Below are 22,497 nucleotides of genomic sequence, written 5' to 3'. Positions count from 1 at the left end.
GTGCCGCGGCCGTGCCGACACGCAACGCGTGGAACGAACGCTTACGGGGCGACCACGTGCCACACGTTCTTGAAATTGTCGCCGTTGCGATCGCCCTGTTTCATGTCCTTCGAGAAGAAGTACAGCGGCTTGCCCTTGTACGCCCATTGCGGGCTGCCGTCGTCACGCTTGACGATCGTGTAGGGGCCGGCCGGTACGTCGGTCGCGCTGGCCTTGTACGGCGGCCAGAGGGTCTCGCATGGGCCCGAGCAGGCACTGGTGCCGGCGTTGGGCTTGTCCTTGTCGAATGCGTAGACGGTCATTCCGTTGGCTGCGACGAGCGCGCCGTTTTCGACTTTGGTGATCGAGCCTTGAGCCGAAGCTGAAATGGACGCCATGGCGAGCACGGCGGAACTGACAAGCAGCACGGCTTTCATGGGTACCTCCTTATAGTCCGGTGGGCGGCGCGAATCGCGTGCACGGCCGGGCGTGCGCACGATCGCGGGGAATGGTGCCGGAACACGGCGCCGTGTCAGCCGGTGCGAGCGACGCGGAGTCGAATGGCGGCTGAACGGACGCCATTCATTCACCATAGGCGGTTTTTGGCAGGGCTGCGAGAAGAACCGGGGGCGCATCGGCAGCGCGTAGGCCCCGCGCAACGGGGCGGCGGTTGCGCGCGGCGGGCGGATTCGGGCCCGTTCAACGGCGATTGCGGTTTCGTTGCGCGCGCCTGTGCCGGGCGGTCAGCGAAACATCGGCGCCGACGCGAGCGTCGTCAGCACGGCCGGCATCGCGAGCGCGGCGACGATCGTCTGGAACGCGGTGATGCCGGCCATCAGCGGTGCGTCGCCGCCGAGCTGGCGCGCCATGATGTACGACGAGGACGATGTCGGCAGCGCCTGGAACAGCAGCGCGATGGTCAGCGCGGCATCGCCGAGCCCGAACAGGCGGCCGGCCGCGAGCGTGACGAGCGGCATCGCGAGGAACTTGAAGGCCGATGCGATGCACATCGGCTGCATCCATGCGCGCGCCGCATCGAATTTCAGCGCCGCACCCACGCACAGCAGGCCGAGCGGCATCGACGCGGCGCCGAGCGCGCGCACGGCCGGTTCGACGGCGGCCGGAAACCCGACGCCGGCGGCCTGCATCGCGATCCCGAGCGCGCAGCCGACGACGAGCGGATTCGACAGTATCTGGCGCACGAGCGCCCCTGCGCCGAGGCGCGTTTCGCCGTAGCGCGCGAACACCAGCACGCACATCAGATTCACGGTCGGGACGATCGCCGCGACGCACACGGCCGCGAGCGCGATCCCGTGCGCGCCGAGCAGTCCGGCGGCGAGCGCCGTGCCGACATAGTTGTTGAAACGCACCGCGCCCTGGAATACCGACGTGAACCCGGCGCCGTCCACCTGCACGAACCGGCGGACCAGCAGAAGCAGTGCCGCGACGAGCACGGTCGAACCGACCAGCGCCGCCGCGAGCGGCAACACGGGCAACGATTGCAGCCGCGCATTCGCGAGGCCATGCGCGAACAGCGCGGGCAGCAGCACGTAGTAGCAAAGCCGCTCGGCATGCGGCCAGAACGCATCGCCGATGAAGCCCGTGCGCCGCAAGCCGTGGCCGAACGCGACCAGCAGCGCGACCGGCGCGAGCGCGAGCAGGATCGGGCTGATCATCGGCGCGCCTTCAGGTGGATGGGGCGGGCCAGGCGGGACGGCCGGCAGGCGCAGCAGCGGAGCGAAGCGGGGATCCATCCAGCGGGCGACATGGCGGTGCGTAATCCAAAGAGTAACGATGCTGCCAAGTTAAACACGCGGAGGAAGCAGGAATAATGGTTAATTATCGGGTGTTCAATGAGAAATTCTCATCGATGACGCGGTGATTTCCGCGCCCAGCGCACGCGCGAAACGCTCGGCCGGGCGCGACCGGTGTTCGAGCAGCACGACCGCGCGGCCCATCTGCGGCTGGCCGAACGGCAAGCGCGTGACGGGCGGCAGGCGCGCGAGCGTCGAGTCGGGCAGCGCGACGATCGCCGCGCCGAGGCCGCGCGCGACCATGCGTGCGATCGTCTCCGCGCTGTCGAGCACCATTTCCTCACTCACGCGCACGCCGATGCGGCGCAGCTCGGCGGCGATCATCCGACCTGCCCACGCCTGCGCGTCGAAGCGGATGAACGGCAGCGCCTCGAGCAGCGTGCGCGCGTCGCGCTCCGCGTAGTGCGGCGGCGCGAGCAGCCAGAAGCGGTCTTCGTACAGCGTGGTCCACGTGAGTTCCGCCGGATGCGGGCGCACCGGGCGGGTCGTGATCGCCGCGTCGAGTTCGCCGGCCGCGACGCGGTTCGCCAGTTCGGCCGACATGCCGGCCGATACGTGCACGCGCAACGACGGATGCGCGTCGCGCAGCGCGAGCAGCGCATCGGGCAGCGGGCCGGACAGCGCGGTCTGGATCGCACCGACCCGCAGGCGACCGACGAGCTTCTTCTCGTCGCTGAGCGCATCGGGAATCCGGTCGACCATCGCGAGCACCTGCTCGGCCTGCGCGACGAGAATGTTGCCGGCTTCGGTGAGTACCGGCTGGCGGCGCGAACGGTCGAACAGCTGGACGTTGTATTCGCTTTCGAGCGCCTTGATCTGCAGGCTCACGGCGGACTGCGTGAGCCCGATCGCCTCGCCGGCGCGTGCGACGGTCCGGTATCGGGCGATCGCGACCAGCGTTCTGAATGCGCGTAGTGACATGGACTCGGTGAGGTGGGCGGCCGGGGCCGGCACGCGGATTGCTCGATGATGCCGGCGGCGGCGCATGAACGGCACGCCGATTGCGGCCCCGATGGCCGCGGACGCAGCCCGCACGCCGGCGGACATCATGCCCGTGCGTGCGCAAACGGGCAACCGCGGCATCGGCTGGCCGACCCGAAAAGCGGTGCGCGCATGCCGCCCATACATGTTTCATCGATGCATCGGGGCGACGCGGGCCATCGCGTCGTCCCGGTCCTTCGCGGAGGGAACGATGCCTGACGACCCCGGTGATGTAGCACGCGCGAGCTATCGCGCGTATGTCGACAAGGACCGCGACGCGATCGAAGCGCTGATCGCGCCGGACTTCCATTTCACGAGCCCGCTCGACAACCGGCTCGACCGCGACGCGTATCTGGCGCGCTGCTGGCCGAACAGCGCGATGCTCGCCGGTTTCGACTTCGTCGATGTTGCCGTGCACGGTGAATACGTGTTCGTCGTGTATGAAGCCGAAACGAGCGCCGGCCGGCGCTTCCGCAACGCGGAGCGATTGCGCGTGCGCGGCGGGCGGATCGTCGAGGCCGAGGTGTATTTCGGCTGGTATGTGCCGCACCAGGCGCCCGATGGCGGGTTCATCGAATCGGGTCGTTGACGGCGCGCATCGACATGCTTACCCCGCCGCATGCTCTCCCAGCGCCTGAATGAACCGCGAAAACAGCTCCGGCTGGGACGAGATCCCGAGCTTCGCGTAGAGATGCCGCCGATGCACCTTCACCGTCTCCGGTGAAATCGCAAGCCGCTCCGCGATCGCCTTCGACGAATTGCCGCGCAGCACCATTCGCGCGATCGACATCTCGCGATCCGTCAGCACGCCCGCGCCGAAGCGCGCGAGCGCCTGCTCGACGCGCGCGCCGAGATCGTCGTCGGGCGTCGCGCGCGCGGCATCGCCCACCAGCCGCCAGTGCTGCCGGATCGCCGCGAGCACCCACGGCATCGCGGCTGTCAGCTTGCCGAGCGGCTCGACGTCGAAGCGCGTGGATGCGCCGAGCGACAACGACAGCAGCAGGTCGGGGTTCGGCCGCAGCAGGATCTGGATTTCATCGTCGCCGACCGCATCGCGGAAGTAGCTCAGGAAATATTCGCTCTGCCGGAACAGGTCGGGCGCGACTTCCTCGAGCCGGTAGCAGCCGTCGGCGAGCCCGTCGTGCGCGGCCTGCAGGAACGGATCGAGCAGATATAACCCGTTGAGGTAAAGCGGCACCGGCGACGCGCTGTCGGTGCCGCCCGTGTCGTATTCGTCCAGCACGAGCGGCACGCCGTCGCGGCCGATCGCGGTCGCGAGCGCGTTGTCGAACGGCGCCATTTCGTTGAGCAGCAGCACCAGGAACCGCCAGAAGCGCGGCTGGCCGAGATGATCGATTGCGCGGCCGAGCGCCTGGTGCATCGCGATTTCGGAGAAGAGTCGATCCATACCACCACCGGAGGGCGTAACACGAAGGGGGGATAGCGGTCCTGAATTTGGCTTCCTAGACTGCCACGCAATCAATCGGGCCCGAGTATGGGCGTTCAAAAAAACGGCGCAAAGGATCTGTCCGCGCATGAAACGCGCAGGCGTCATGCATGGGCGGAAAGGCCGCAAGCACAGGAGAACGAAATGGCGATGATGTCGGAATCGACGGGCACGCTGCAAGCGACGCCTGCCACGGAACACGCGCCGCGCGCGTTGTCGCAGACGCTCAGCGTGCGCGATGCGGTGATGATCACCGTGTCGGGCGTGACGCCTGCAAGCTCGATCTTCGTGATCGCGCCGTTCGCGATCCAGCAGGCCGGCAGCGGCGCGGTGCTGTCGTTCCTGCTCGGCGGCGTGCTCGCGCTCGCGTTCGCGCTCTGCTACGCGGAGCTCAGCGCCGCCCACCGCAGCGCGGGCGGCGAGTACGTGATGGCCAAGCGCGTGTTCGGCACGCTGCCCGGCTACCTGACTTTCATCACGGTACTGTCCGTCAGCGTGTTCATCCCGGCCGTGCTCGCGAGCGGCGCCGCGCCGTACCTGAACAACGCGCTCGGCACGCACTTCGGCAACCAGTCGGTCGCGCTGACGATCGTGCTGCTCAGCTACGTGCTCGGCATGCTGAACATCAAGACGAATGCGTGGATCACGGGCGCGTTTCTCGTCGTCGAGATCGGTGTGCTGATGCTGATCGCGGGGCTCGGCTTCGGCGCCCCGCATCGCGGCGCCGAGGTGCTGGTCGCGCCGGTCGTCGCGAGCGGCACTGCGCTGGTGCCCGCCACGTTCGCGGCAATCGTGCCCGCGATCGGCACGGCAATCTTCTGCTACAACGGCTTCGGCTCCGCCGCGTATCTCGCGGAAGACCTGCGCGGCGGCAACCGCAATGTCGCGAAGGCGGTGATCTATTCGCTGCTGGTGATCCTCGTCGTCGAACTGATCCCGCTCACCGCGATCGTGCTCGGCGCGCCGTCGCTGACGGAGCTGACGAAGAGCGCCGACCCGATCGGCTATGTCGTGCGTTCGCTGAGCAACCCGGTGGTATCACGCGTGGTGAGCGGCGGGATCTTCCTGTCGGTGTTCAATGCGATCATCGCGATCGTGATCACGATGGGACGTCTGCTGTACAGCAGCGGCCGGCATGCGCTCTGGTCGCGCACCTGCAACCGCGCGTTCTCGACGATCCATCCGCGCTTCGAATCGCCGTGGCTCGCGACGCTTGCGCTGGCGGTACCGTCGTCGGGGCTGGTGTTCGTGTCGAGCCTCGACGAGCTGACCGCGTTCACGGTCGACCTGCTGCTGCTGATCTATCTGGTCGTCGGGCTGGCCGCGCTGGCGAGCCGGTTCGTGCGCCGCGACGTCGAACATCACTACCGGATGCCGCTGTGGCCCGTGACGCCGCTCGTCGCGGTCGCGGGGGCCGCGTACACGCTCTATACGACGCTGGCGACGGCGACCAAGCCGACCGACCTGATCATCATCGGCGCACTGCTGGCGGCCGCGCTCATGATGTATGCGGTCTGGGCGCGCCACAGCGACGCGTTCCGCGCGCTCTGAACGCCGCGTCGAAACCTTTGCATACCGAAACACCGAACCATCGAAACACGGGAGGACATGCATCATGCGCACGAGGGATCTCGGCATCCGCATCGGACTCGGCACGCCGGGCCGTTTCAACGCGATCACGGACGTACCGGGCGTGCGGGTCGGACATTGCACGCTGAACGTCGAGAACGGCGCCGCATCGATCCGCACCGGCGTGACCGTCATCGAGCCGCGCGCGGGCGCCGCGCACGATTCGCCGTGCTTCGCGGGTGTCCACGTGCTGAACGGCAACGGCGATGCGACCGGGCTCGAATGGATCCGCGAAGCCGGCTTGCTGACGACGCCGATCGCCTATACGAACACGCACAGCGTCGGCGCGGTGCGCGATGCGCTGGTCGCGAACGAACGCGAAGCGGCGGCCGGCCGCGTGTACTGGTGCATGCCGGTCGTGATGGAAACCTACGACGGGCTGCTCAACGATATCTGGGGGCAGCACGTGAATGTCGCACACGTCCAGCGTGCGCTGGCCGCGGCGCAGTCGGGGCCGGTCGCCGAAGGCGGCGTCGGCGGCGGCACGGGGATGATCTGCCACGAGTTCAAGGGTGGCATCGGCACCGCATCGCGGGTGGTCGCGGCCGACGCGGGCGGCTGGACCGTCGGCGCGCTCGTGCAGGCGAACTACGGCGTGCGCGAGATGCTGCGTGTGGCCGGCTATCCGGTCGGCGAAGTGCTGCGGCACGTGCATTCGCCGTTCCGCGCGCCCGATGCGCGAGGCGAAGCCGGGATGGGCTCGATCGTCGTCACGATCGCGACCGACGCACCGCTGCTGCCGCACCAGTGCACGCGCCTCGCGCAGCGCGCGAGCGTCGGGCTGGCCCGTGTCGGCGGCGGCACGGAGGATTCGAGCGGCGACATCTTCCTCGCGTTTGCGACGGGCAACCACGGGCTGCCGGCCGCGAACTACGGCAGCAAGGGTGCGCCCACGACGGCCGTGACGATGGTGAACAACGACCATATTTCGGCGCTGTTCGCCGCCGCGGCGGAAGCGGTGGAGGAAGCGATCGTGAATGCGCTGGTCGCGGGGAGCGACGTCGAATCGCGCGGCGCGCAGGTCGAAGGGCTGGGGCACGCGCGCTTGCTCGATGCGTTGCGCGAAGTGGGGTGGCGGCCGGGACGCGGCGCTTGAAACGCGATGCGCCGCTTCAATCGAAGCGGCGAGGCGGGCAGGGTCGTTGCGGTGGTCGTTGCGGCGAGCGGCCGGCGCGTCGTGCGCGCGCGCATGCGATGCGTGTACGGCATGCGATGCGTGCGCGGCGAGCGTGGCCGTGACGACGCGGCGTCATGCTCAGCTGCCGAAGTAGACGTTGCAGAAGCTAACGGGGCCGACGCATGCGTTCGGGTCTTCCTGCTTCGATTGCGCACGATCGACGCGACCTGCGGCCTGGACGGCTTCGGCGCGGTTCGCCGGTTGCTGCGCGTGGTCGGCCGGCGCGGGCTGCGCGTGCGCGACAGCGGCGGTGAGCGACAGGGCAACGAGGGCGAGGTGCAGCGGCTTCATTTGAGTTTCTCCTGGGTCAGTGCCAGTCTCGCTGGCAGTGAGGAAACTATAGGCGCGCACTGCTTGAAGATTAATCGCCGCGGGTGCAGAGCTTATTTCCAATCGGAACAAGGATGACGTTGCGCGCGCATCGATCGTGGTCGACCGCCGTCGTCGATCAATGACGATGGCGATTGAACGGCGCGTCCTTGTCCAGCAGCGCGCTGCGGATGAAGTGCAGGCAGCCGACGATGCGCTGCATCCGGTGGCGCTCGGCGGGCACCGCGTACCACGCATGCAGCGTGTGCTGCGCGGCGCGGATCGCCAGGTTCACGGATTTGAGCGTGCGCGCGTGGTGGACCGGCGTCGGATCGTCGAAGAAGCGCGGCAGCTCGTGCAGTACCGCATCGACCGACACGGTCCAGCGTGTGGTCTGCGGCGGTTTCGATTCGCAGAAACCGTGCAGCTCGTCGCGCAGGTCGATCACCGCGTGGCCGACTTCGAGCGTCGACAGCATCCAGCGCAGCGCGTCGCGATGCTGTCGCGTGCGCCTGACGAGCAGCGTGCGCAGCTGCGCCATCAGGTCGTGCGTGCTCGACTGGAAGCGCGCCGCGAGGCCCTCGCGCGTGCCTTCGCAGGCGAGCGTGACCTGGCGGCGCAGATCGTGCGCGATGCGCGACGTGAGCCACGGCATGTGGGTCGGAAACACCACCGCGAACACGATCGAGCACGCCAGCATTGCGATGACGACGGCGAAACCATTGTTGACCAGCACCTCGGGGGTATACGCGATCGCGTTGTCGGGCCCCGCGAGCAGGCAGAAGAACACCGCGAAGCCGATCCCGTAACCGGATAGCCCCGGACGCATCGCGAGAAACGCGCCGAGGCCGAGCACCGGCGCGAGTGCCGCGCACAGCAGCGGAAAGCCGTCGATGTTCGGATACACGTAGCACAGGAATACATAGCCGACCGCCGTCGCGAACGCCGCGCCGACGGCCATCTGCGCGACGAACTTCGACGCGCGCGGCGAGGTCGAGCTCAGCGCGCACGCGATCGCGGTGGCGATCACGGCGAGCGAGCCGCTCGGCCATTCGGACGCGATCCAGAACGCGCTCATCGCGCCGACGGCGACGAGCGTGCGCAGGAACGCGAAGCCGACGAAGAATGAATTGGTCTTCACCGCGTAGCGCGTGACCGAGCGTTCGAACGCATGATCGTCGCGGTCGAGCGACGCATACGTGTCGGCATAGCCGACATACTCGCCGATGAAGCGATACATCAGCTCGATCGCGGTATCGAAGTCGAGCAGGCCGCCGGCCGCGTGATCCTCGAGCGCGCGGCGCGACGCGCGGGCAGCCTTCGGCAACGCGCCGTGAAAGCGGCGCAGTTCCAGCAGCGCGCCGGTCGTCGACGCGATCCCGCGCTGCCGCTCGTCGCGCAACGCGGTGATGTGCCGCGCGAGCCCGTCGACATGCGGCGCGAGCGCATCGAGCACGACGTCCGAGCGGTTCGCGCGCAAGCGTTTGACGAGCTGGTGCAGCGCATGCAGGCGCGTGCATGCGTTCATGTACTCGCTGTTCAGCCGCGCGAGCCGGCGGCTGCGCGCGCGAATGTGCGGATCCTCGAACGACGCGAACGCGCGATTGGCCTCGAAGCCGACGATTTCGTCGACGAAATCGGCGAAGCGCCGCTCGAAATCGCCGCGCGCGAGCTCGCCCGACAGCGCGCCGGCCGCGAAGGCCGGGAACTTCACGTGGCGGGCGCTCAGCGAGCGCATCAGCGCCTTCGCGGAGCTGAGCGGCAGGATCAGCGCGCTGACGGCGCCGGAGCACGCAATGCCCAGCGCGACTTCCGCGGCGCGCGTGAGCGCGGACTGGAACAGCGTCTGCGGCGTCATCACCGCCGGCAGCCCGATCAGCGCGGCGGTATAGCCGGCGAGCACGAACCCGTACCAGCGGAAGTGGCGGTTGCGCACCGCGAGCGCAATGCAGGCGCCGATCCACAGCGTGATGCCGGCCATGTACAGCTCCGGCTGCTGCGCGAACAACCCGCCGAGCGCGAGCGCGGCGACGAGGCCGGCCGCCGTGCCGAGCACGCGATAGAAGCTCTTCGCGAACACCATCCCCGACATGGGCTGCATCAGCACGAACACGGTCGTCATCGCGGTGCGCGGCTGCGACATCTCGAGCCGCATCGCGATGCCCATCGCGAGCAGCGCGGCGAACACGGTCTTGGCGAGGTGCAGCCAGATCAGCCCGTCGCTTACGGCCCAATCGCGCGCGGCGCCGCCGAGCGGGTCGAGCCAGGCGCTCCATCGTGCGGGTTCGACGGAAGGTCGCTCGGCAGGTTGTGGCTTCATGAAAAGGAAAGGGCGCGCGCGGTGTGGCGGCGCGTCCGGACGGGTCCGTTCGACTGATGAGGCGCCGATTGTAGGAGCGCGGCGCGCGGGCATTAACGCAGCTACGGGGAAACGATAGTTGCAGGCCGCGTAACAATCTGTCGCCTCCACTGGAGGAAAATGGCGGCTCCGCTACAGGTGGCTCACACGAATGGATACCCTACAAAACATGCGGGTGTTTACGCGCGTCGTCGAGACGGGCAGTTTCACCGCGGCCGCGCAATCGCTGAATTCGACGACGGGCGCGATGTCGCGCGCGGTGTCGGAGCTCGAGGCGCGCCTGCGCACCCGTCTGATGAATCGCTCGACGCGCCGTCTCGCGCTGACGTCGGCCGGCGAAAGCTATCTGCGGCGCTGCCGGCAGATCCTCGCCGACGTCGATCGCGCCGAGGAAGAGGCAAGCTGCGCGCACGAGCGGCCGGCCGGCGTGCTGCGCATGCATAGCTTCGCGAGCGTCGGCCATCACTACGTGATGCCCGCGCTGACGCGCTATCACACGCAGTATCCGGACGTGTCGATCGAGCTGTCGCTGTCGCAGCGCATGCCCGACCTGTTCGACGGCACGAGCGACATGGCGGTCGTGACCGCGTCGTCGCTGCCCGATTCGGAACTCGTGTCGCACCTGCTGGGCTCGACCTTCAGCATCCTGTGCGCGTCGCCCGAGTACGTGAAGCGCCACGGCGCGCCCGCACGCCCGCAGGATCTCGGCGCGCACGCGTGCCTGACGCTCTGCACGCCGGCCTTCCCGACTCACGAATGGGTGCTCGAAGGCGCCGAGGGCGTCGAGCAGATCCATGTCGCCGGGCCGGTGCAGACCAATACGGCCGAGTCGCTCGCGCTCGCGATCCGCGACGGCATCGGGATCGGCATGCTGCCGCTGTATTCGGCGATCGACGCGCTGCGCGACGGCACGCTCGTGCGCGTGCTGCCCGATCACATCCTGCAGAAGATGAACGTGTATGCGCTGTATCCGTCGCGCCGCTTCGTCGACGCGAAGGTGCGCACCTGGGTCGAGATGCTGCGGGCGCAGGTGCCGGGGATGATCGCGCGCGACGTCGAGATGCTGAACGCGATCGACCGCGAACCGCAGGCCGCGTGACGGCGGGCGAATACGGAAAGAAACAGAATGGCAGCGTGCCGGACGGCGCGCTGTTTGTCCGGCCGCGTCATCACGGGCCGGTTCGCGCGATAGCCGCCGCGCCCGCACGCTAAGCGTCATGCGGGCGCGGCGTTACCGTATGCATTCACAGCGCGGGCTTCGCTGCCACGCCCGATTCGGTTGCGCCCGCACCGGCCGGGCCGTATCCGCTTTGCGCGGCCTTGTGCTCGGCGAGCCGTTTTGCCGCCAGGCGCTCCTGCGCGGCCATGATGTCGTCCGGATAGTTGCCGACGTCGCCGAGCGCCGGGTTGTAGCCCACCGATTCGAGGTCATAGAGTTCCTGCAGCACCTGCGCGCGCGTGACGGGCGACTTGGCGGACTGCGCGAACGACAGGACCGGTGCGGCAAGCAGGACGGCAGCGGCGGCGGTAACGACGAGCGATTTCACGATGTTCTCCTGTAGACGGGGTGTGAGGCCGGTTCGGCGATCGGTGTGCGATGCGAACCATCGACGCCAGTCTATGCAGCGCACGGGGCCGTAAAAACCCCGATTCCAGGCAGGCTGCTTTCCAGATGGCACAACATTGGCGCACGTCGCCCGTGTCGGCCCGACCCGTGCGCGACGACACGGGCATGGCCGGCGGGCGACGCGTTATCTCGTGATGCCGACGGCGGTCAGAAGCGCGTGCGCATGCCGATCGTGCCGACGATCTGGTTCGCGGTGCTCGATGCGCCGCCCGACGTGTTGATGAACGCCTGGTAGCCGCGGCCCGATGCGTGCTGGTACATCGCTTCCGCGTACAGGTCGGTGCGGCGCGACAGCTTGTACACCGCTTGCAGGTCGACCTGGTGCCACTTCGGATCGGTGCCGTGCTTGCTGTCGGGGTTCGACACGCTGGCGTCCGTGTACACGTAGGCCGCGCCGAGGCTGACGGCCGGCGTCACCGCATAGCGCACGTTCACGTCGTAGTTGTTGAACGCGACCTGGCCGGTGGAGCCGAACGAGCCCGAGTTGTCGTACTGCGAACGCGTATAGACGAAGCCGACCGTCGCCGGGCCGAACCCGTAGCTGACACCGCCGCCGTACGTGCGCATGCGGTCCGCGCCCACCGACCAGCCGCCCTGGCTCACGCTCTTCGCTTCGGCCACGTCGGTCGCGCCGGGGCTCGCGCTCGTCGAACCCTTTGTGCCGTTCATCTGCAGGTACGCGCCGGCCAGCTTCAGCGGGCCGTTCGTGTAGCTCGCCGCGACGCTGTACGCCCGGTTGCCGGCGAAGTTCGTCGAGTTCGAGAAGCCGTACAGCGCGCCGACCTTGAAGCCCGCGATCGTGTCGCTCGTGTACTTGACCGCGTTGTTGATGCGCACCGAGTGGTTCAGGTTGTCGTTGTCGAACGGATGCGCGAAGCCCGTATCGCCGAAGTCGCCGGCCGTCGCGGACAGCGGCGCGACGAAGTCGACCATCGTGTCGTACTGGCGGCCGAGCGTCAGCGTGCCGAAGCCGCCGCGGCTCAGGCCGACGTATGCATGGCGGCCGAACAGCTTGCCGTCCTGGCCAAGCGCGCCGTTGTTCGCGTTGAAGCCGTTCTCCAGCACGAACAGCGCCTTCAGGCCGCCGCCGAGGTCCTCGGTGCCGCGCAGCCCGAACCGGCTGCCGTTGATGGTGCCGGTGGTCATTCGCCACTGGGATCCGCCGTTCACGTTGTTGGTGTACGCGATGCCGGCGTCGATCAGGCCGTACAGCGTGACCGAGCTCTGCGCGTGCGCGAGCGGGGCGAAGAGTGCGGTGGCGGAGGCGGCGGCAATCAGGGTTTTGTTCATCTAAATGCTCCTGCGTGTGGGACGGTGATCAAAGTTCGGCGCAAGTGTAGGGGCGCGTCCGTTCGATTCCGGCGGCTGGCGCGCGAGCGCACCGTTGCGAGCCGCGCAAGAGTGCGTCATACGGCGTTCACAAACCGGAGCGGCCGCGGCGAGCCGGGCGTTTTCGCGGAAGGCGCGCTGCGTGATGTGCGATTGCCGCGCCTGCCGTGTCGCGCATTGACAACACGCGCGTCGCCGGCGCGGGAGTTGCTCGCCGCCTCGCGCACGTGGAGAATGAGCCATCCCATGCCGGGACAAGGAGACATCGATGACTACGCATCACCGTCCGTCCTTCAGTGCCGCGCTTTGCTACCGCGACCCGAAAGCCGCGCTCGCATGGCTCGAACATGCATTCGGTTTTGAGCGCTCGCTCGTCGTCACCACGCCGGAAGGCGACATCGCCCATGCCGAAATGAAATTCGGTGACGGTCTCGTGATGATCGGCGGCACGTGGGCCGACTTCATCGCGTCGCCGGAAGACACCGGCGACCGCAATACCCAGCACGTCCACGTGCATCTGCCCGACGACGCGGACATCGACGCGCACTGCGAACGCGCACGCGCGGCAGGCGCGGAGATCCTGCAGACGCCGGCCGACCAGTTCTACGGCGACCGCATGTATCGCGCGCGCGACCCCGGCCGGCACGTATGGACGTTCGGCAAGCACGTGCGCGACGTGACGAACGACGAGATGAGCGCGGCCACCGGCCTGAAGATCGAGGATTTCGGCTGAATGCCGGACCGCTGAACGAGCCGGATTTCCCCACCACGCGGCGCGCTGACGCCGCATGACGCCAGGACCCACATGAATCTCTTCAATGCACGCCTGCGCGGTCGCGACGGGCTCTTCACGATCGGCATCGACGGCGACAGGATCGCGCGGATCGACGCGCAAACCGCGCCGGTCGCGCCTGCCGGCGCCGACGACATCGACGCCGGCGGACGTGTCGCGATCCCGCCGCTGGTCGAGCCGCATATCCATCTCGATGCGGTGCTCACGGCCGGCGAGCCGGCCTGGAACATGAGCGGCACGCTGTTCGAGGGGATCGAGCGCTGGTCCGAGCGCAAGGCGACGATCACGCACGAGGACACCAAGACGCGCGCGCATGCGGCGATCGGCATGCTGCGCGATCACGGGATCCAGCACGTGCGCACCCACGTCGACGTCACCGATCCGACGCTCGCCGCGCTGAAGGCGATGCTCGAAGTGAAGGACGAGGCGCGCGGGCTGATCGACCTGCAGATCGTCGCGTTTCCGCAGGAAGGCATCGAGTCGTTCGACGGCGGCCGCGCGCTGATGGAGCAGGCGATCGATCTCGGCGCGGACGTCGTCGGCGGGATTCCGCATTTCGAGAACACGCGCGAGCAGGGCGTCAGCTCGATCCGCTTCCTGATGGAACTGGCCGAGCGCACCGGCTGCCTCGTCGACGTGCACTGCGACGAGACCGATGATCCGCATTCGCGCTTTCTGGAAGTGCTCGCGGAAGAAGCGCGCGTGCGCGGGATGGGCGCGCGCGTGACGGCGAGCCACACCACCGCGATGGGCTCGTACGACAACGCGTACTGCTCGAAGCTGTTCCGGCTGCTCAAGCGTGCCGGGCTGAACTTCGTGTCGTGCCCGACCGAGAGCATCCACCTGCAGGGGCGTTTCGACACGTTTCCGAAGCGGCGCGGCGTCACGCGCGTCGCAGAGCTCGATCGTGCGGGCCTGAACGTGTGCTTCGGGCAGGATTCGATCAAGGACCCGTGGTATCCGCTCGGCAACGGCAATATCCTGCGCGTGCTCGACGCCGGACTCCATATCTGCCACATGATGGGCTACGAGGACCTGCAGCGCTGCCTCGACTTTGTGACCGATCACAGCGCGACGACGCTGCATCTCGGTAACGGTTACGGGATCGCGGTCGGGCGGCCGGCGAACCTGGTCGTGCTCGACGCGGACAGCGACTACGAAGCGGTGCGCAGGCAGGCGAAGGCCACGCTGTCGGTTCGCCACGGGAAGGTGATCATGCGGCGGGAACCGGAGCGCGTCACGTATCCGGAGTGACGCGGTCGCGTGGGAGGCGGCGCGCGCCGCCGCGCGGCGCCTTCGCTCGTTCATTCGTCAAATACATGAGTTGATCAGAAAAATACGTTTGTCTCATGATCGACCCACGCCTACGATTCGGACCTGACGGCGGCGTGCATGGTGCGCGCCGCCTTGTCGATCCTCGTTCGCCGACCTCATGCGCCTCGATCTCACGTCCGCTCCCGCGTCTTCTTCGCCGTCCGCCAGCCCGTTCACGCGGATGGCTGTCGTCACCGTCCTGACCGGCATCGGGGCGGGCCTCGGCGGGATGCTGCTCGCGCTGCTGCTGCACGCGATCCAGCATGTCGCGTACGGCTACAGCCTGTCGCACATGGTCGGGACTCAGAGCTTCCTCACGGGCGTGACGCTGGCCGACCCATTGCGCCGGCTCGTGGTGCTCGTGGTCTGCGGACTCGTCGCGGGCGGCGGCTGGTGGGCGCTCTACCGGTACGGCCGGCCGCTCGTCAGCATCCGCCGCGCGGTGCGTGCGGCCGATCCGCGGATGCCGTTCGTCAGCACGACGGTTCACGCGCTGCTGCAGATCGTCACCGTCGCGCTCGGTTCGCCGCTCGGTCGCGAAGTCGCCCCGCGCGAGATCGGCTCGCTGCTGGCCGGGCAGCTCGCGCACCGTGCGGGGCTCACGTCCGCCGACTGCCGGCTGATGGTCGCGTGCGGCGCGGGCGCCGGTCTCGCGGCCGTCTACAACGTGCCGCTCGGCGGCGCCGTGTTCGTGCTCGAAGTGCTGCTCGGCACGTTCGAATTGCGCGCGCTGGTGGTGGCCGTCGTCACGTCGGCGACCGCGGCGGCCGTCGCGTGGATCGGCCTCGGCAACGAACATCAGTACACGGTGCCGGCGTTCGTGCTGAGCACGCCGCTGGTCGCGTGGTCGATCGTCTGCGGGCCGCTGTTCGGTTTCGCCGCATACGGCTTCGTGCGGCTCACGACCCGTGCGCGGGCGGATGCGCCGAAGGGCCGGCTGCTGCCCGTGCTCGCGCTGGTCAACTTCGCGGTGATCGGTGTGCTCGCGATGCGGTTTCCGCAACTGCTCGGCAATGGCAAGGGGCCGGCTTCGCTGGGTTTCGACGGCACGCTGACGATCGGCGTCGCGGCGACGCTGCTCGTGCTGAAGGTGCTGATCGAGGCGGGCAGCCTGCGTGCGGGCGCGGAGGGCGGGCTGCTGACGCCGGGCCTCGCGAACGGTGCGCTGCTGGGCGTGGTGCTCGGCGGGCTGTGGGGCCTCGTATGGCCCGGCGCATCGATCGGCGGGTGCGCGCTGATCGGCGCGACCGCGTTTCTTGCCGCGTCGATGCAGATGCCGATCACGGCCGTCGTGCTGCTGCTCGAATTCACGCGCGTGAATCACGACAGTCTCGTGCCGATGCTGCTGGCCGTGGCCGGGTCGCTCGTGGCGTATCGCTTCGCGCAGCAGCTGGCCGAGCGGCGCGCGAATGCGATCGCGACGGTCGGCACGCCGGAGATGGCGGCGCGCTGACTCGCGGAGCCGCGCCGTCATCCGTCCACCGAAGTCATCCGCACGGGCGGCTCCCCGGGGCTGCCCGACGTCGCTTACCTTCCCGTTTCTTCGCCTGTTCTCGTGCGTATCGCCGCCGGATCACGATGGTGCGTTTCCGTGTAGAGGCGTTCTAGTCATCACGAAATTCGGCTGACGCCTTTTTCATTCCGTCTGCTTGCATTTGCATTCAGTGTCACGCTGTCGCACGTCATGATGAGCAGTAGAACTACAACCGTGCGCCGGCATGACGGCCGCTGAAAGCCATGCCGTTCATCGCTGAGCGGCCACAGCCAGAAATGCCGCATCCACTCAGCGTCAAAGCCGCGATAATGAGCCGAGTCGTAGCCGTACTGAGCAGCGACCGCTACCACGATGACCGACGCGAGCGCCATGTCGCCGGCCACCGTCTCATCGCGGTCGACGAAATCGATCGTCAGGTTGCCTTCCGCCGAGCTCGACAGCACGGTCTTCGCGGGCGTGGCGCCGGTGGCCATGCGCGCCCGCAGCTACGCGAGACGGTGGGCAGGATACGCGGGTTGAGGAACGCGTCGACGTTGCGCGCGCCAGACTCGCGCGCGCCCCAAAGCTCGGCCATCGCGCCGATCAACGACTCGTCGCAGGACAGCTCCACGTCGTGCCGTCGGCGCAGGCGGTCCGCAACCTTCGCGAGCGTCGACCTCGACGCCGAGCGTGCTCCGCGGTTGCGCGATGCAACAGTCGCGAACTGCTGCATCGCGCCCCCCGCCCGTCGGTCCTGCTGCTGGAAGTGCTGCTGCGTGAGGATCAAGCCCCCATGCCAGAGCGGCTTGTCGATCCGCGTAGGCTTGGTGGACGGCTCGTCGTTGATTATGAGAGAGCGAATTCTAATGGACGGGTTCGTAAAATGTAAAAGCAGACGAGCAGTTCGTCATGCGAAACGTCAGAGATTGTCGCCAAGTTAAAAAATTGAACGTATATGCCGGCAACATCAAGGATGGGTGATGGTTTTTTGAGGCGCTCGTCCCGCCATCTCATGATAAATATTTACAATTATCAACAATGATAAAGTCATGTGAACCTTGCTGGATGAGTGATTCGTATTTTCGATTTCCTATACACCATCTCTATAACAATTCGCAATGAGATGAATCTGAAAATGACGTGAGTCGATAATATTCCGCGTTGCGTCGTATTCTCGCGACGTTGTTTGGCTTTGACGGCGAGCGGGTAAACCTGTTTAATACGTCGTGGCAATAACGTTGCGCGAATGGACGTCACGCCATGGAGTGACGTCAGTATTCCTTTGTGAGTCGCAGCAGGCGCGAGCGGCTACGCATGCGCACGAAGGAGGTCATCACATCGCAACGGGGGGGCTGCGGGGATATTGAATCTGATTAGATAAGGATTACTATGGACAGTTTCCAGCGAGAAATTCCGAGATCGAGGGCGTCGATCACGCTCGACCCGCATACGGGTGGGGCGCAGAAGAAGGTCAGCGACTTCGCGTTCGCGAATTTGCCGATGGACGTTGCACTGCCGTGCAACATCTCGAAGGTGGTTGCCGCCGCGCACATGCCGTTCATCAGCTGGGTCGGGCCGGCGTTCTTCGGCAAGCAGTCGATGTAGGGCGTCGCCGCGATCCAGGATATCGGCAACTATTTGACATCGGCATGGAGACCTTAACGAGATTATCTGCCGCAACGATGCTGCTACCGCAGATCTTGCGATCATTGGCGAACAGCTTCTGTCGGTTGAGCAACACAATAAACTGCTCCGGTTGGGTGCGGCCGATAAGCTTGCGATGCAGTTGCGAGAAATGTACGGCACGATCCTCGACAGCATTTCGGACACGACATTGTTTCATCGTGTGTCGGAACAGCTTGGACGTGCCGCACGGTACCGCATTGCCGACGATGACGATCTCTTGAGCTATGTTTCCAAGGGGCTCGTAGTTTCACCCTGGTTTGACGAACATCCGGTCATCAAGGAGCGGCTAACCCGTGGCGTGCAAGGTGAGATGACTTACCGTGAGGCACCGAGTCAAATCGATCCCGATGTTCTGCAAGCGGAGTCACGGATCGAACCGGGTCAACCCTCACGATTCATTGGATCGAACTTAAAAATGAGACGCCTAATTGTTCTGGTACTGTCCGCAGCAGTATCTATAGCTGGCTGCGGTCCGCAATCGTTACGTTCGGTGACGGCAAGTGGATCATCGATAGAACCTCGTTCTTTTTCAGAGGAATTGGCTGATCCACCTAAGGATATCAAGAAAGATCGCGTATTTGAGGCCATTACGGAGGGGAAGACGCCCAACAGCATTGCCGTCATTGCGCTCAGAGGGGCGAAAACCGGCTGCCCTGCGTTATCGGACGTTGTTCTATTTAATCACATTCGACTGATTTCCAATATTCTGGGTGAATCGAGCGCGAATGACTGTGCCTCACTTCTTAAAACGACTATCGCATCAACCGACACGGTAGCGATATTTGATAGAGCCTTTCAGAAATTGAGCACATCGGATCGGCAAGCTTTTCTCGATGAAACATTTCAAGCACTTCGAGTTTCGATTTTCGCTAATGCCAAAGAGCCCGACGTAGATTTCAGATCGGCATTCGATGCCTACGGGCGCCTTGTGGATAAACTGTCATTTACCGATCATGTCGCCACCTATTTTCTTCTTAAGCACCTCTCGAAAGGAGAGGAGTTGCCGCCGTCAATCGATGACGAAACTTTATGTGGTGCCGTTCGAAATTTGTATGGCCACTTCCCAACTCTTTCGCAATCGGATCAGAGATTGCTTGCAAGGGAATTAATAAAGATGTACTGGTAAGAAGATTCGTAGATGCGACGTGATGCCGTTATCCTGAATTTTTGTAGATACGATTTGGCTGATTTTCATGAAATCGGAGTTGCTTGCACATGATCAAACGGCTTATTTTGCTAATTTTCGCGACGCTAGCCCTGGCTGGCTGCGATGCCTTCTCTTCGCAGCCGACTTACAGTGGCCTGAGCATAGGCGGAAATAATTACACGTACTTTAATCTCGACAGGTTCACTATTCGGGATAAATACGGCAACACCGCAAGCGGGGGCGGCGATCTCCCGCCGAGTGCTGGCGCTGGTAGTCTGAGTTGCTGCTACAAGTTGAAAGGAACGGACTTCACCGTCGATTGGGAAGTGTATGACGCGGACGAAGCCATCAAGGCAATAGATGCACATAAGCCGATCGTGACAATCCACAAGACAACGCAGGTACATTTTCCAAAGACAAAAACATCTGGTGGCGCCGGGGATGTAGTACTCGCCGTGCATTTTTACCCCGACGATCATGTCGAGTTTGAATTCCGCCATGATATGAGCGGAACGAGGATCGATTATACGGACGTCGACCACTGGTTCCAAACCAAATATGGGAGGGCAGCCAATCCCGACGGTCTCGACTGGGCGGCATCCCTTCGGAGAACTGCACTCGTCGCGTCTCAAGGCTGGCTGAAATACCGGTTGACGGACTCGACGGACCTAGAGCAGTACGTGTACTACACGCTGCTTGTCAACGCGAAGTTCGATGAGCATCCGGCCGTGCAACGGATTCTCGAGGAAACGAAGGGGAAGCCCGGTGCGTTCGGCGCGGCGATGCAGAAGCTACCCGACACCGTAGTTCAGGAAATCAAGAGCGACCATTTTGACCACGTGCGGACAGGAGCCGAGCATGGCTAACACGACTCAACTCGACCCCGCCGACAAGACGCCTCTTCACGTGGTGGCTGCGATGGGCGAAAACCGGAAAGCCTATCCAAGCAACGACTGTATTCCGTGCGGCGCAGTAATTCACATCGGCTTCTTCTTCGACGGATTTGGGCGCCATCGTGATCTTGACGATCCTGCCACCTCGCGATATTCGAATATCTGTCGTTTGTGGGAAGCGCATCGAGATAATGTTGATGTGCGGCGCAAGAATACGCCAAATCAGTTCTGGTATCGCCTCTACTACTCTGGCCTCGGCACCGACCTGAATGAAGAGGCCAGAAAAGGGGCTGTCACATCAGCACTGCTTAAGGCTGGCAAGGAAATCGTCAAGACTGCTGAAAAAAAGGCAACCGCGGTCGGTAAAAGGGTGATTGGTGTCGACCGTGTGGTGGATAAAGCAAAGGGCACCATCACTGACGCTTTCAAGAAGGGGCTCGAAGACTTTTCCTATCGACCGATCATCCAATCCTTCAGCGATTTGGAAACATCCGCATCGAAAAATATTGGGCGAGTGTTGACGCTGGAGCGCGACGATCGCTGGGTGCGACGAGGACGTGCGGCCGCGCGGGCGATGCTCTTCGAAGCGGGAAAGAACCCGATGACGGTTGGGTGGGACGTCGCGAAAGAAGTGTTCACCAGCATGGCGCTCGACTCGATTCCGTGGTGCCGCGATAATCGTGCCGTGGCGCGCCTGTTCGGGACCGGCGTCGAGGATCGACTCGCGGCCGCGAAGAAGCAGTTTGAAAAAGCCATCGAAGACACGAAGTTGAAGATGCCGAAGATCCAGCGGATCCAGGTATCCATTTTCGGTGCTGATCGAGGGGGCGTGCTCGCACGGGCATTGGCGAACGAGCTGACGGAAAAGTACAAGCACCCGAGCGAAGCAAAGCTCGCGTACGTGGATCCGAAGGATCCCAACCACACGGCGGTACCGATCGAGATCAAGTTCCTTGGGTTGCTCGACGCCGTGTCGTCGCTGATGGAAGAGAACAAGCTGCTGGGCATGGTGCCCGTTCTCAACATGATCAAGCAGAACTACGGTGACCAAAAGCTTGCCGTACCCGAGTCGGTCGTGCGATGCGTGCATTTCGCCGCCGCTCACGAGCTACGTTTCTATCAGCGACTCGACAGCCTCGAGAAAACGCGTGGCGTTCAATACCTCTATCCAGGCACCAGCGAAGATATTACGGGTGGAGCGCCGGCCGGTACACTTGGCGCCCGCGCCGAATTGCAGCGCGTGGTATTGCGCGACATGTTGCTCGAGGCGATCTCGCATGGGGCAATACTAGACACAATGGAGGATTTGAAAACTAACAAGCCGAAAACGTATGAAAGGTTCACGCTCGCCCATCCGATCTCCGACGGTAAAACGACCTACAAAATCTGGGAGCTGATCGATGCGTACCGCGAGATTGTGCCCTACGTCGCCCGACTGAACTTCCTCGAACACATGCAGGTGTTCCTGCGCTGGATGGTGGTGCGATATCAGTCTCCCGCGTTCCGCTCATCCGTGACGAGCCACTTCGAGTCGCTCGATGCACGGCATCGCGCACTGCTGAAGGAAAACCAAGATGCCGAGGCCGATTACATCGCGCTCAGAAATCAGAGTCCGCCGGTGGATAACGTGACGCTTGGCAAAGCCTACGCTCGCTGGCAGAACTCCATCATGCCGGAGATGGTTTCCGGCCGCGACGCAGGCATCGAGAAGCGCCGCCCCTCTGAGGGGGTGTGGGAGCGCATCCAGCGGGAATCTCAGGACATGATGAATCGCGAGTCCCAGCAGGCTAATTTGCGACGTTCCGCCAACAAAATGCAGGACATGGCTCAAAATCGCGATCTTCCATGGGATGCGGACCCCCAGTTCAGCATGGACGTGATTCAAGGGATGATGATGTCCCCAGATCAAGAAGCGCTCGGGCAGGCATGGAAAATGGGCCTGAGCGGTACCAATCCGCTTCCCCCCAAGGTCATGGCGCTATTCGATCTGCTGGTGCATGACACGATGCTGACAAGCTGGCACGATCATTTGCTGTCATCGAGCCTCTACTTCCAAACACGAGCGACCGATACCTTCGGTGTGAGCAACTACGTCAAGGAGGAAAAGAAGGGCGAACGCGCCGAAAAGGCTGCGGAGCGCGTCAGGCAGGTTACCGATGCCATGACGCCGGCCCCCCGGATACCGGGTCGTCTTTGAGCGCATCTCAACTACGTCCCGATTCGTCTGAAGGTGATGTTTTTCGTGCTGTTGTTTATTAGTATCTTTGCGGTTCTCATGCTCTGGCCAGCGGGCGAGTCAACGCACACGCCGTGGTTCTGGACCTGCATCACTGTCTATCCGGCTGGCATCGCCGGTTTTTTGTCTCGCGCGTCTTCAGCGTCTATGAGGGGCGTCGTCTCGATGCACTCGCATGGAATACAGCGTGCAAACAATATGCCCAGCAGGGGCTCACGCAGGAAAGCGTTCCCCTACGTATCCCGTGCAGTACGCGGAAATCAACGTCTTCACGAAGCTATCGATCGTGAGCCTGCCGTCGCG

20 protein-coding genes and 2 pseudogenes are annotated in these 22,497 nt (G+C 64.7%); 12 read left to right on the top strand and 10 right to left on the bottom strand.

Features of this window, described 5'->3' with window-relative positions; translation table 11 throughout:
• Positions 1-41: 41 nt before the first annotated feature.
• The 3 genes from ABIC50_RS24900 to ABIC50_RS24890 all read right to left on the bottom strand — a co-directional run bounded on the left by ABIC50_RS24900 (position 42) and on the right by ABIC50_RS24890 (position 2,714).
• On the bottom strand, positions 42-416 hold the full coding sequence (locus tag ABIC50_RS24900) for a COG4315 family predicted lipoprotein (RefSeq protein ID WP_012366002.1): 375 nt from the start codon (positions 414-416) through the stop codon (positions 42-44).
• Positions 417-722: 306 nt separating this feature from the next.
• Positions 723-1,655 carry an AEC family transporter gene (locus ABIC50_RS24895; protein ID WP_354167496.1) on the bottom strand — a complete coding sequence of 311 codons (933 nt, stop codon included), beginning with the start codon at positions 1,653-1,655 and terminating at the stop codon, positions 723-725.
• A 174-nt stretch (positions 1,656-1,829) separates the two neighbouring features.
• Positions 1,830-2,714 carry a LysR family transcriptional regulator gene (locus ABIC50_RS24890; RefSeq protein WP_354167494.1) on the bottom strand — a complete coding sequence of 295 codons (885 nt, stop codon included), beginning with the start codon at positions 2,712-2,714 and terminating at the stop codon, positions 1,830-1,832.
• Between the two features lie 271 nt (positions 2,715-2,985).
• Between ABIC50_RS24890 and ABIC50_RS24885 the strand changes: the two genes are divergently transcribed.
• Entirely contained in the window at positions 2,986-3,363 is a 378-nt protein-coding gene (locus ABIC50_RS24885) for a nuclear transport factor 2 family protein (RefSeq protein ID WP_006754380.1), read from the top strand.
• Between the two features lie 18 nt (positions 3,364-3,381).
• On the opposite strand, the gene ABIC50_RS24880 is transcribed toward ABIC50_RS24885, so the two are convergent.
• On the bottom strand, positions 3,382-4,182 hold the full coding sequence (locus tag ABIC50_RS24880) for a helix-turn-helix transcriptional regulator (protein WP_354167491.1): 801 nt from the start codon (positions 4,180-4,182) through the stop codon (positions 3,382-3,384).
• Between the two features lie 183 nt (positions 4,183-4,365).
• Here ABIC50_RS24880 and ABIC50_RS24875 point away from each other — a divergent pair, with 183 nt between their 5' ends.
• Both ABIC50_RS24875 and ABIC50_RS24870 read left to right on the top strand, forming a co-directional pair.
• Positions 4,366-5,772 (top strand): APC family permease, encoded by a 1,407-nt coding sequence (locus ABIC50_RS24875; RefSeq protein WP_354167488.1) that lies wholly within the window; start codon positions 4,366-4,368, stop codon positions 5,770-5,772.
• Between the two features lie 64 nt (positions 5,773-5,836).
• The gene (locus ABIC50_RS24870; RefSeq protein WP_354167485.1) at positions 5,837-6,946 is read left to right on the top strand and encodes a DmpA family aminopeptidase; all 1,110 of its coding nucleotides are present in this window, start codon (positions 5,837-5,839) and stop codon (positions 6,944-6,946) included.
• 159 nt (positions 6,947-7,105) lie between these two features.
• Here ABIC50_RS24870 and ABIC50_RS24865 read toward each other — a convergent pair whose 3' ends face one another.
• Positions 7,106-7,318, bottom strand: coding sequence for a hypothetical protein (locus ABIC50_RS24865; protein ID WP_011658750.1), 213 nt, complete (start codon positions 7,316-7,318; stop codon positions 7,106-7,108).
• A 157-nt stretch (positions 7,319-7,475) separates the two neighbouring features.
• Complete coding sequence (locus ABIC50_RS24860; protein ID WP_354167482.1) at positions 7,476-9,656, bottom strand: FUSC family protein; 2,181 nt, start codon at positions 9,654-9,656, stop codon at positions 7,476-7,478.
• 190 nt (positions 9,657-9,846) lie between these two features.
• Between ABIC50_RS24860 and ABIC50_RS24855 the strand changes: the two genes are divergently transcribed.
• The gene (locus tag ABIC50_RS24855; RefSeq protein ID WP_011658752.1) at positions 9,847-10,794 is read left to right on the top strand and encodes a LysR family transcriptional regulator; all 948 of its coding nucleotides are present in this window, start codon (positions 9,847-9,849) and stop codon (positions 10,792-10,794) included.
• 145 nt (positions 10,795-10,939) lie between these two features.
• Here the strand turns inward: ABIC50_RS24855 and ABIC50_RS24850 are convergent, their stop codons facing one another.
• Together ABIC50_RS24850 and ABIC50_RS24845 are read right to left on the bottom strand one after the other, a co-directional pair.
• Positions 10,940-11,242: a DUF4148 domain-containing protein gene (locus tag ABIC50_RS24850; protein ID WP_354167479.1), complete on the bottom strand. Its 303-nt coding sequence runs from the start codon at positions 11,240-11,242 to the stop codon at positions 10,940-10,942.
• 227 nt (positions 11,243-11,469) lie between these two features.
• Positions 11,470-12,612, bottom strand: coding sequence for a porin (locus ABIC50_RS24845; RefSeq protein WP_175699100.1), 1,143 nt, complete (start codon positions 12,610-12,612; stop codon positions 11,470-11,472).
• Positions 12,613-12,919: 307 nt separating this feature from the next.
• Between ABIC50_RS24845 and ABIC50_RS24840 the strand changes: the two genes are divergently transcribed.
• From ABIC50_RS24840 to ABIC50_RS24830, 3 genes are all read left to right on the top strand, one after another.
• A complete protein-coding gene (locus ABIC50_RS24840) occupies positions 12,920-13,384 on the top strand; it encodes a VOC family protein (protein WP_229082180.1) in 465 nt (154 codons plus the stop codon).
• A gap of 72 nt (positions 13,385-13,456) precedes the next feature.
• Complete coding sequence (codA, locus tag ABIC50_RS24835) at positions 13,457-14,698, top strand: cytosine deaminase (protein ID WP_354167476.1); 1,242 nt, start codon at positions 13,457-13,459, stop codon at positions 14,696-14,698.
• A gap of 178 nt (positions 14,699-14,876) precedes the next feature.
• The gene (locus ABIC50_RS24830; protein ID WP_354167473.1) at positions 14,877-16,211 is read left to right on the top strand and encodes a chloride channel protein; all 1,335 of its coding nucleotides are present in this window, start codon (positions 14,877-14,879) and stop codon (positions 16,209-16,211) included.
• Between the two features lie 158 nt (positions 16,212-16,369).
• On the opposite strand, the gene ABIC50_RS34015 is transcribed toward ABIC50_RS24830, so the two are convergent.
• Both ABIC50_RS34015 and ABIC50_RS24825 read right to left on the bottom strand, forming a co-directional pair.
• Positions 16,370-16,726 (bottom strand): hypothetical protein, encoded by a 357-nt coding sequence (locus ABIC50_RS34015; protein ID WP_502913504.1) that lies wholly within the window; start codon positions 16,724-16,726, stop codon positions 16,370-16,372.
• Positions 16,666-16,863 (bottom strand): hypothetical protein, encoded by a 198-nt coding sequence (locus ABIC50_RS24825; RefSeq protein ID WP_502913502.1) that lies wholly within the window; start codon positions 16,861-16,863, stop codon positions 16,666-16,668. The genes ABIC50_RS34015 and ABIC50_RS24825 overlap by 61 nt, the downstream gene beginning before the upstream one ends.
• 758 nt (positions 16,864-17,621) lie before the next feature.
• On the opposite strand from ABIC50_RS24825, the pseudogene ABIC50_RS24820 reads away from it, so the two are divergent.
• The 5 genes and pseudogenes from ABIC50_RS24820 to ABIC50_RS24800 all read left to right on the top strand — a co-directional run.
• A pseudogene (locus ABIC50_RS24820) lies at positions 17,622-17,705 on the top strand (type VI secretion system contractile sheath small subunit); the annotation flags it as partial.
• Positions 17,703-17,834 (top strand): annotated as a pseudogene (locus ABIC50_RS24815) (type VI secretion system contractile sheath domain-containing protein); the annotation flags it as partial. The pseudogenes ABIC50_RS24820 and ABIC50_RS24815, both read left to right, overlap by 3 nt.
• A gap of 193 nt (positions 17,835-18,027) precedes the next feature.
• Positions 18,028-19,044 (top strand): hypothetical protein, encoded by a 1,017-nt coding sequence (locus tag ABIC50_RS24810; RefSeq protein ID WP_354167471.1) that lies wholly within the window; start codon positions 18,028-18,030, stop codon positions 19,042-19,044.
• Between the two features lie 89 nt (positions 19,045-19,133).
• Positions 19,134-19,931 (top strand): DUF3304 domain-containing protein, encoded by a 798-nt coding sequence (locus tag ABIC50_RS24805; protein WP_354167468.1) that lies wholly within the window; start codon positions 19,134-19,136, stop codon positions 19,929-19,931.
• Positions 19,924-22,155: a hypothetical protein gene (locus ABIC50_RS24800; protein ID WP_354167465.1), complete on the top strand. Its 2,232-nt coding sequence runs from the start codon at positions 19,924-19,926 to the stop codon at positions 22,153-22,155. The genes ABIC50_RS24805 and ABIC50_RS24800 overlap by 8 nt, the downstream gene beginning before the upstream one ends.
• The last annotated feature ends 342 nt before the right edge of the window (positions 22,156-22,497 follow it).

It is taken from the genome of Burkholderia sp. 567 (assembly GCF_040545115.1).
Lineage (GTDB): Bacteria > Pseudomonadota > Gammaproteobacteria > Burkholderiales > Burkholderiaceae > Burkholderia > Burkholderia ambifaria.
Note: the sequence above shows the minus strand (reverse complement) of the source record. Positions and strands in the feature narration are given on the sequence as shown.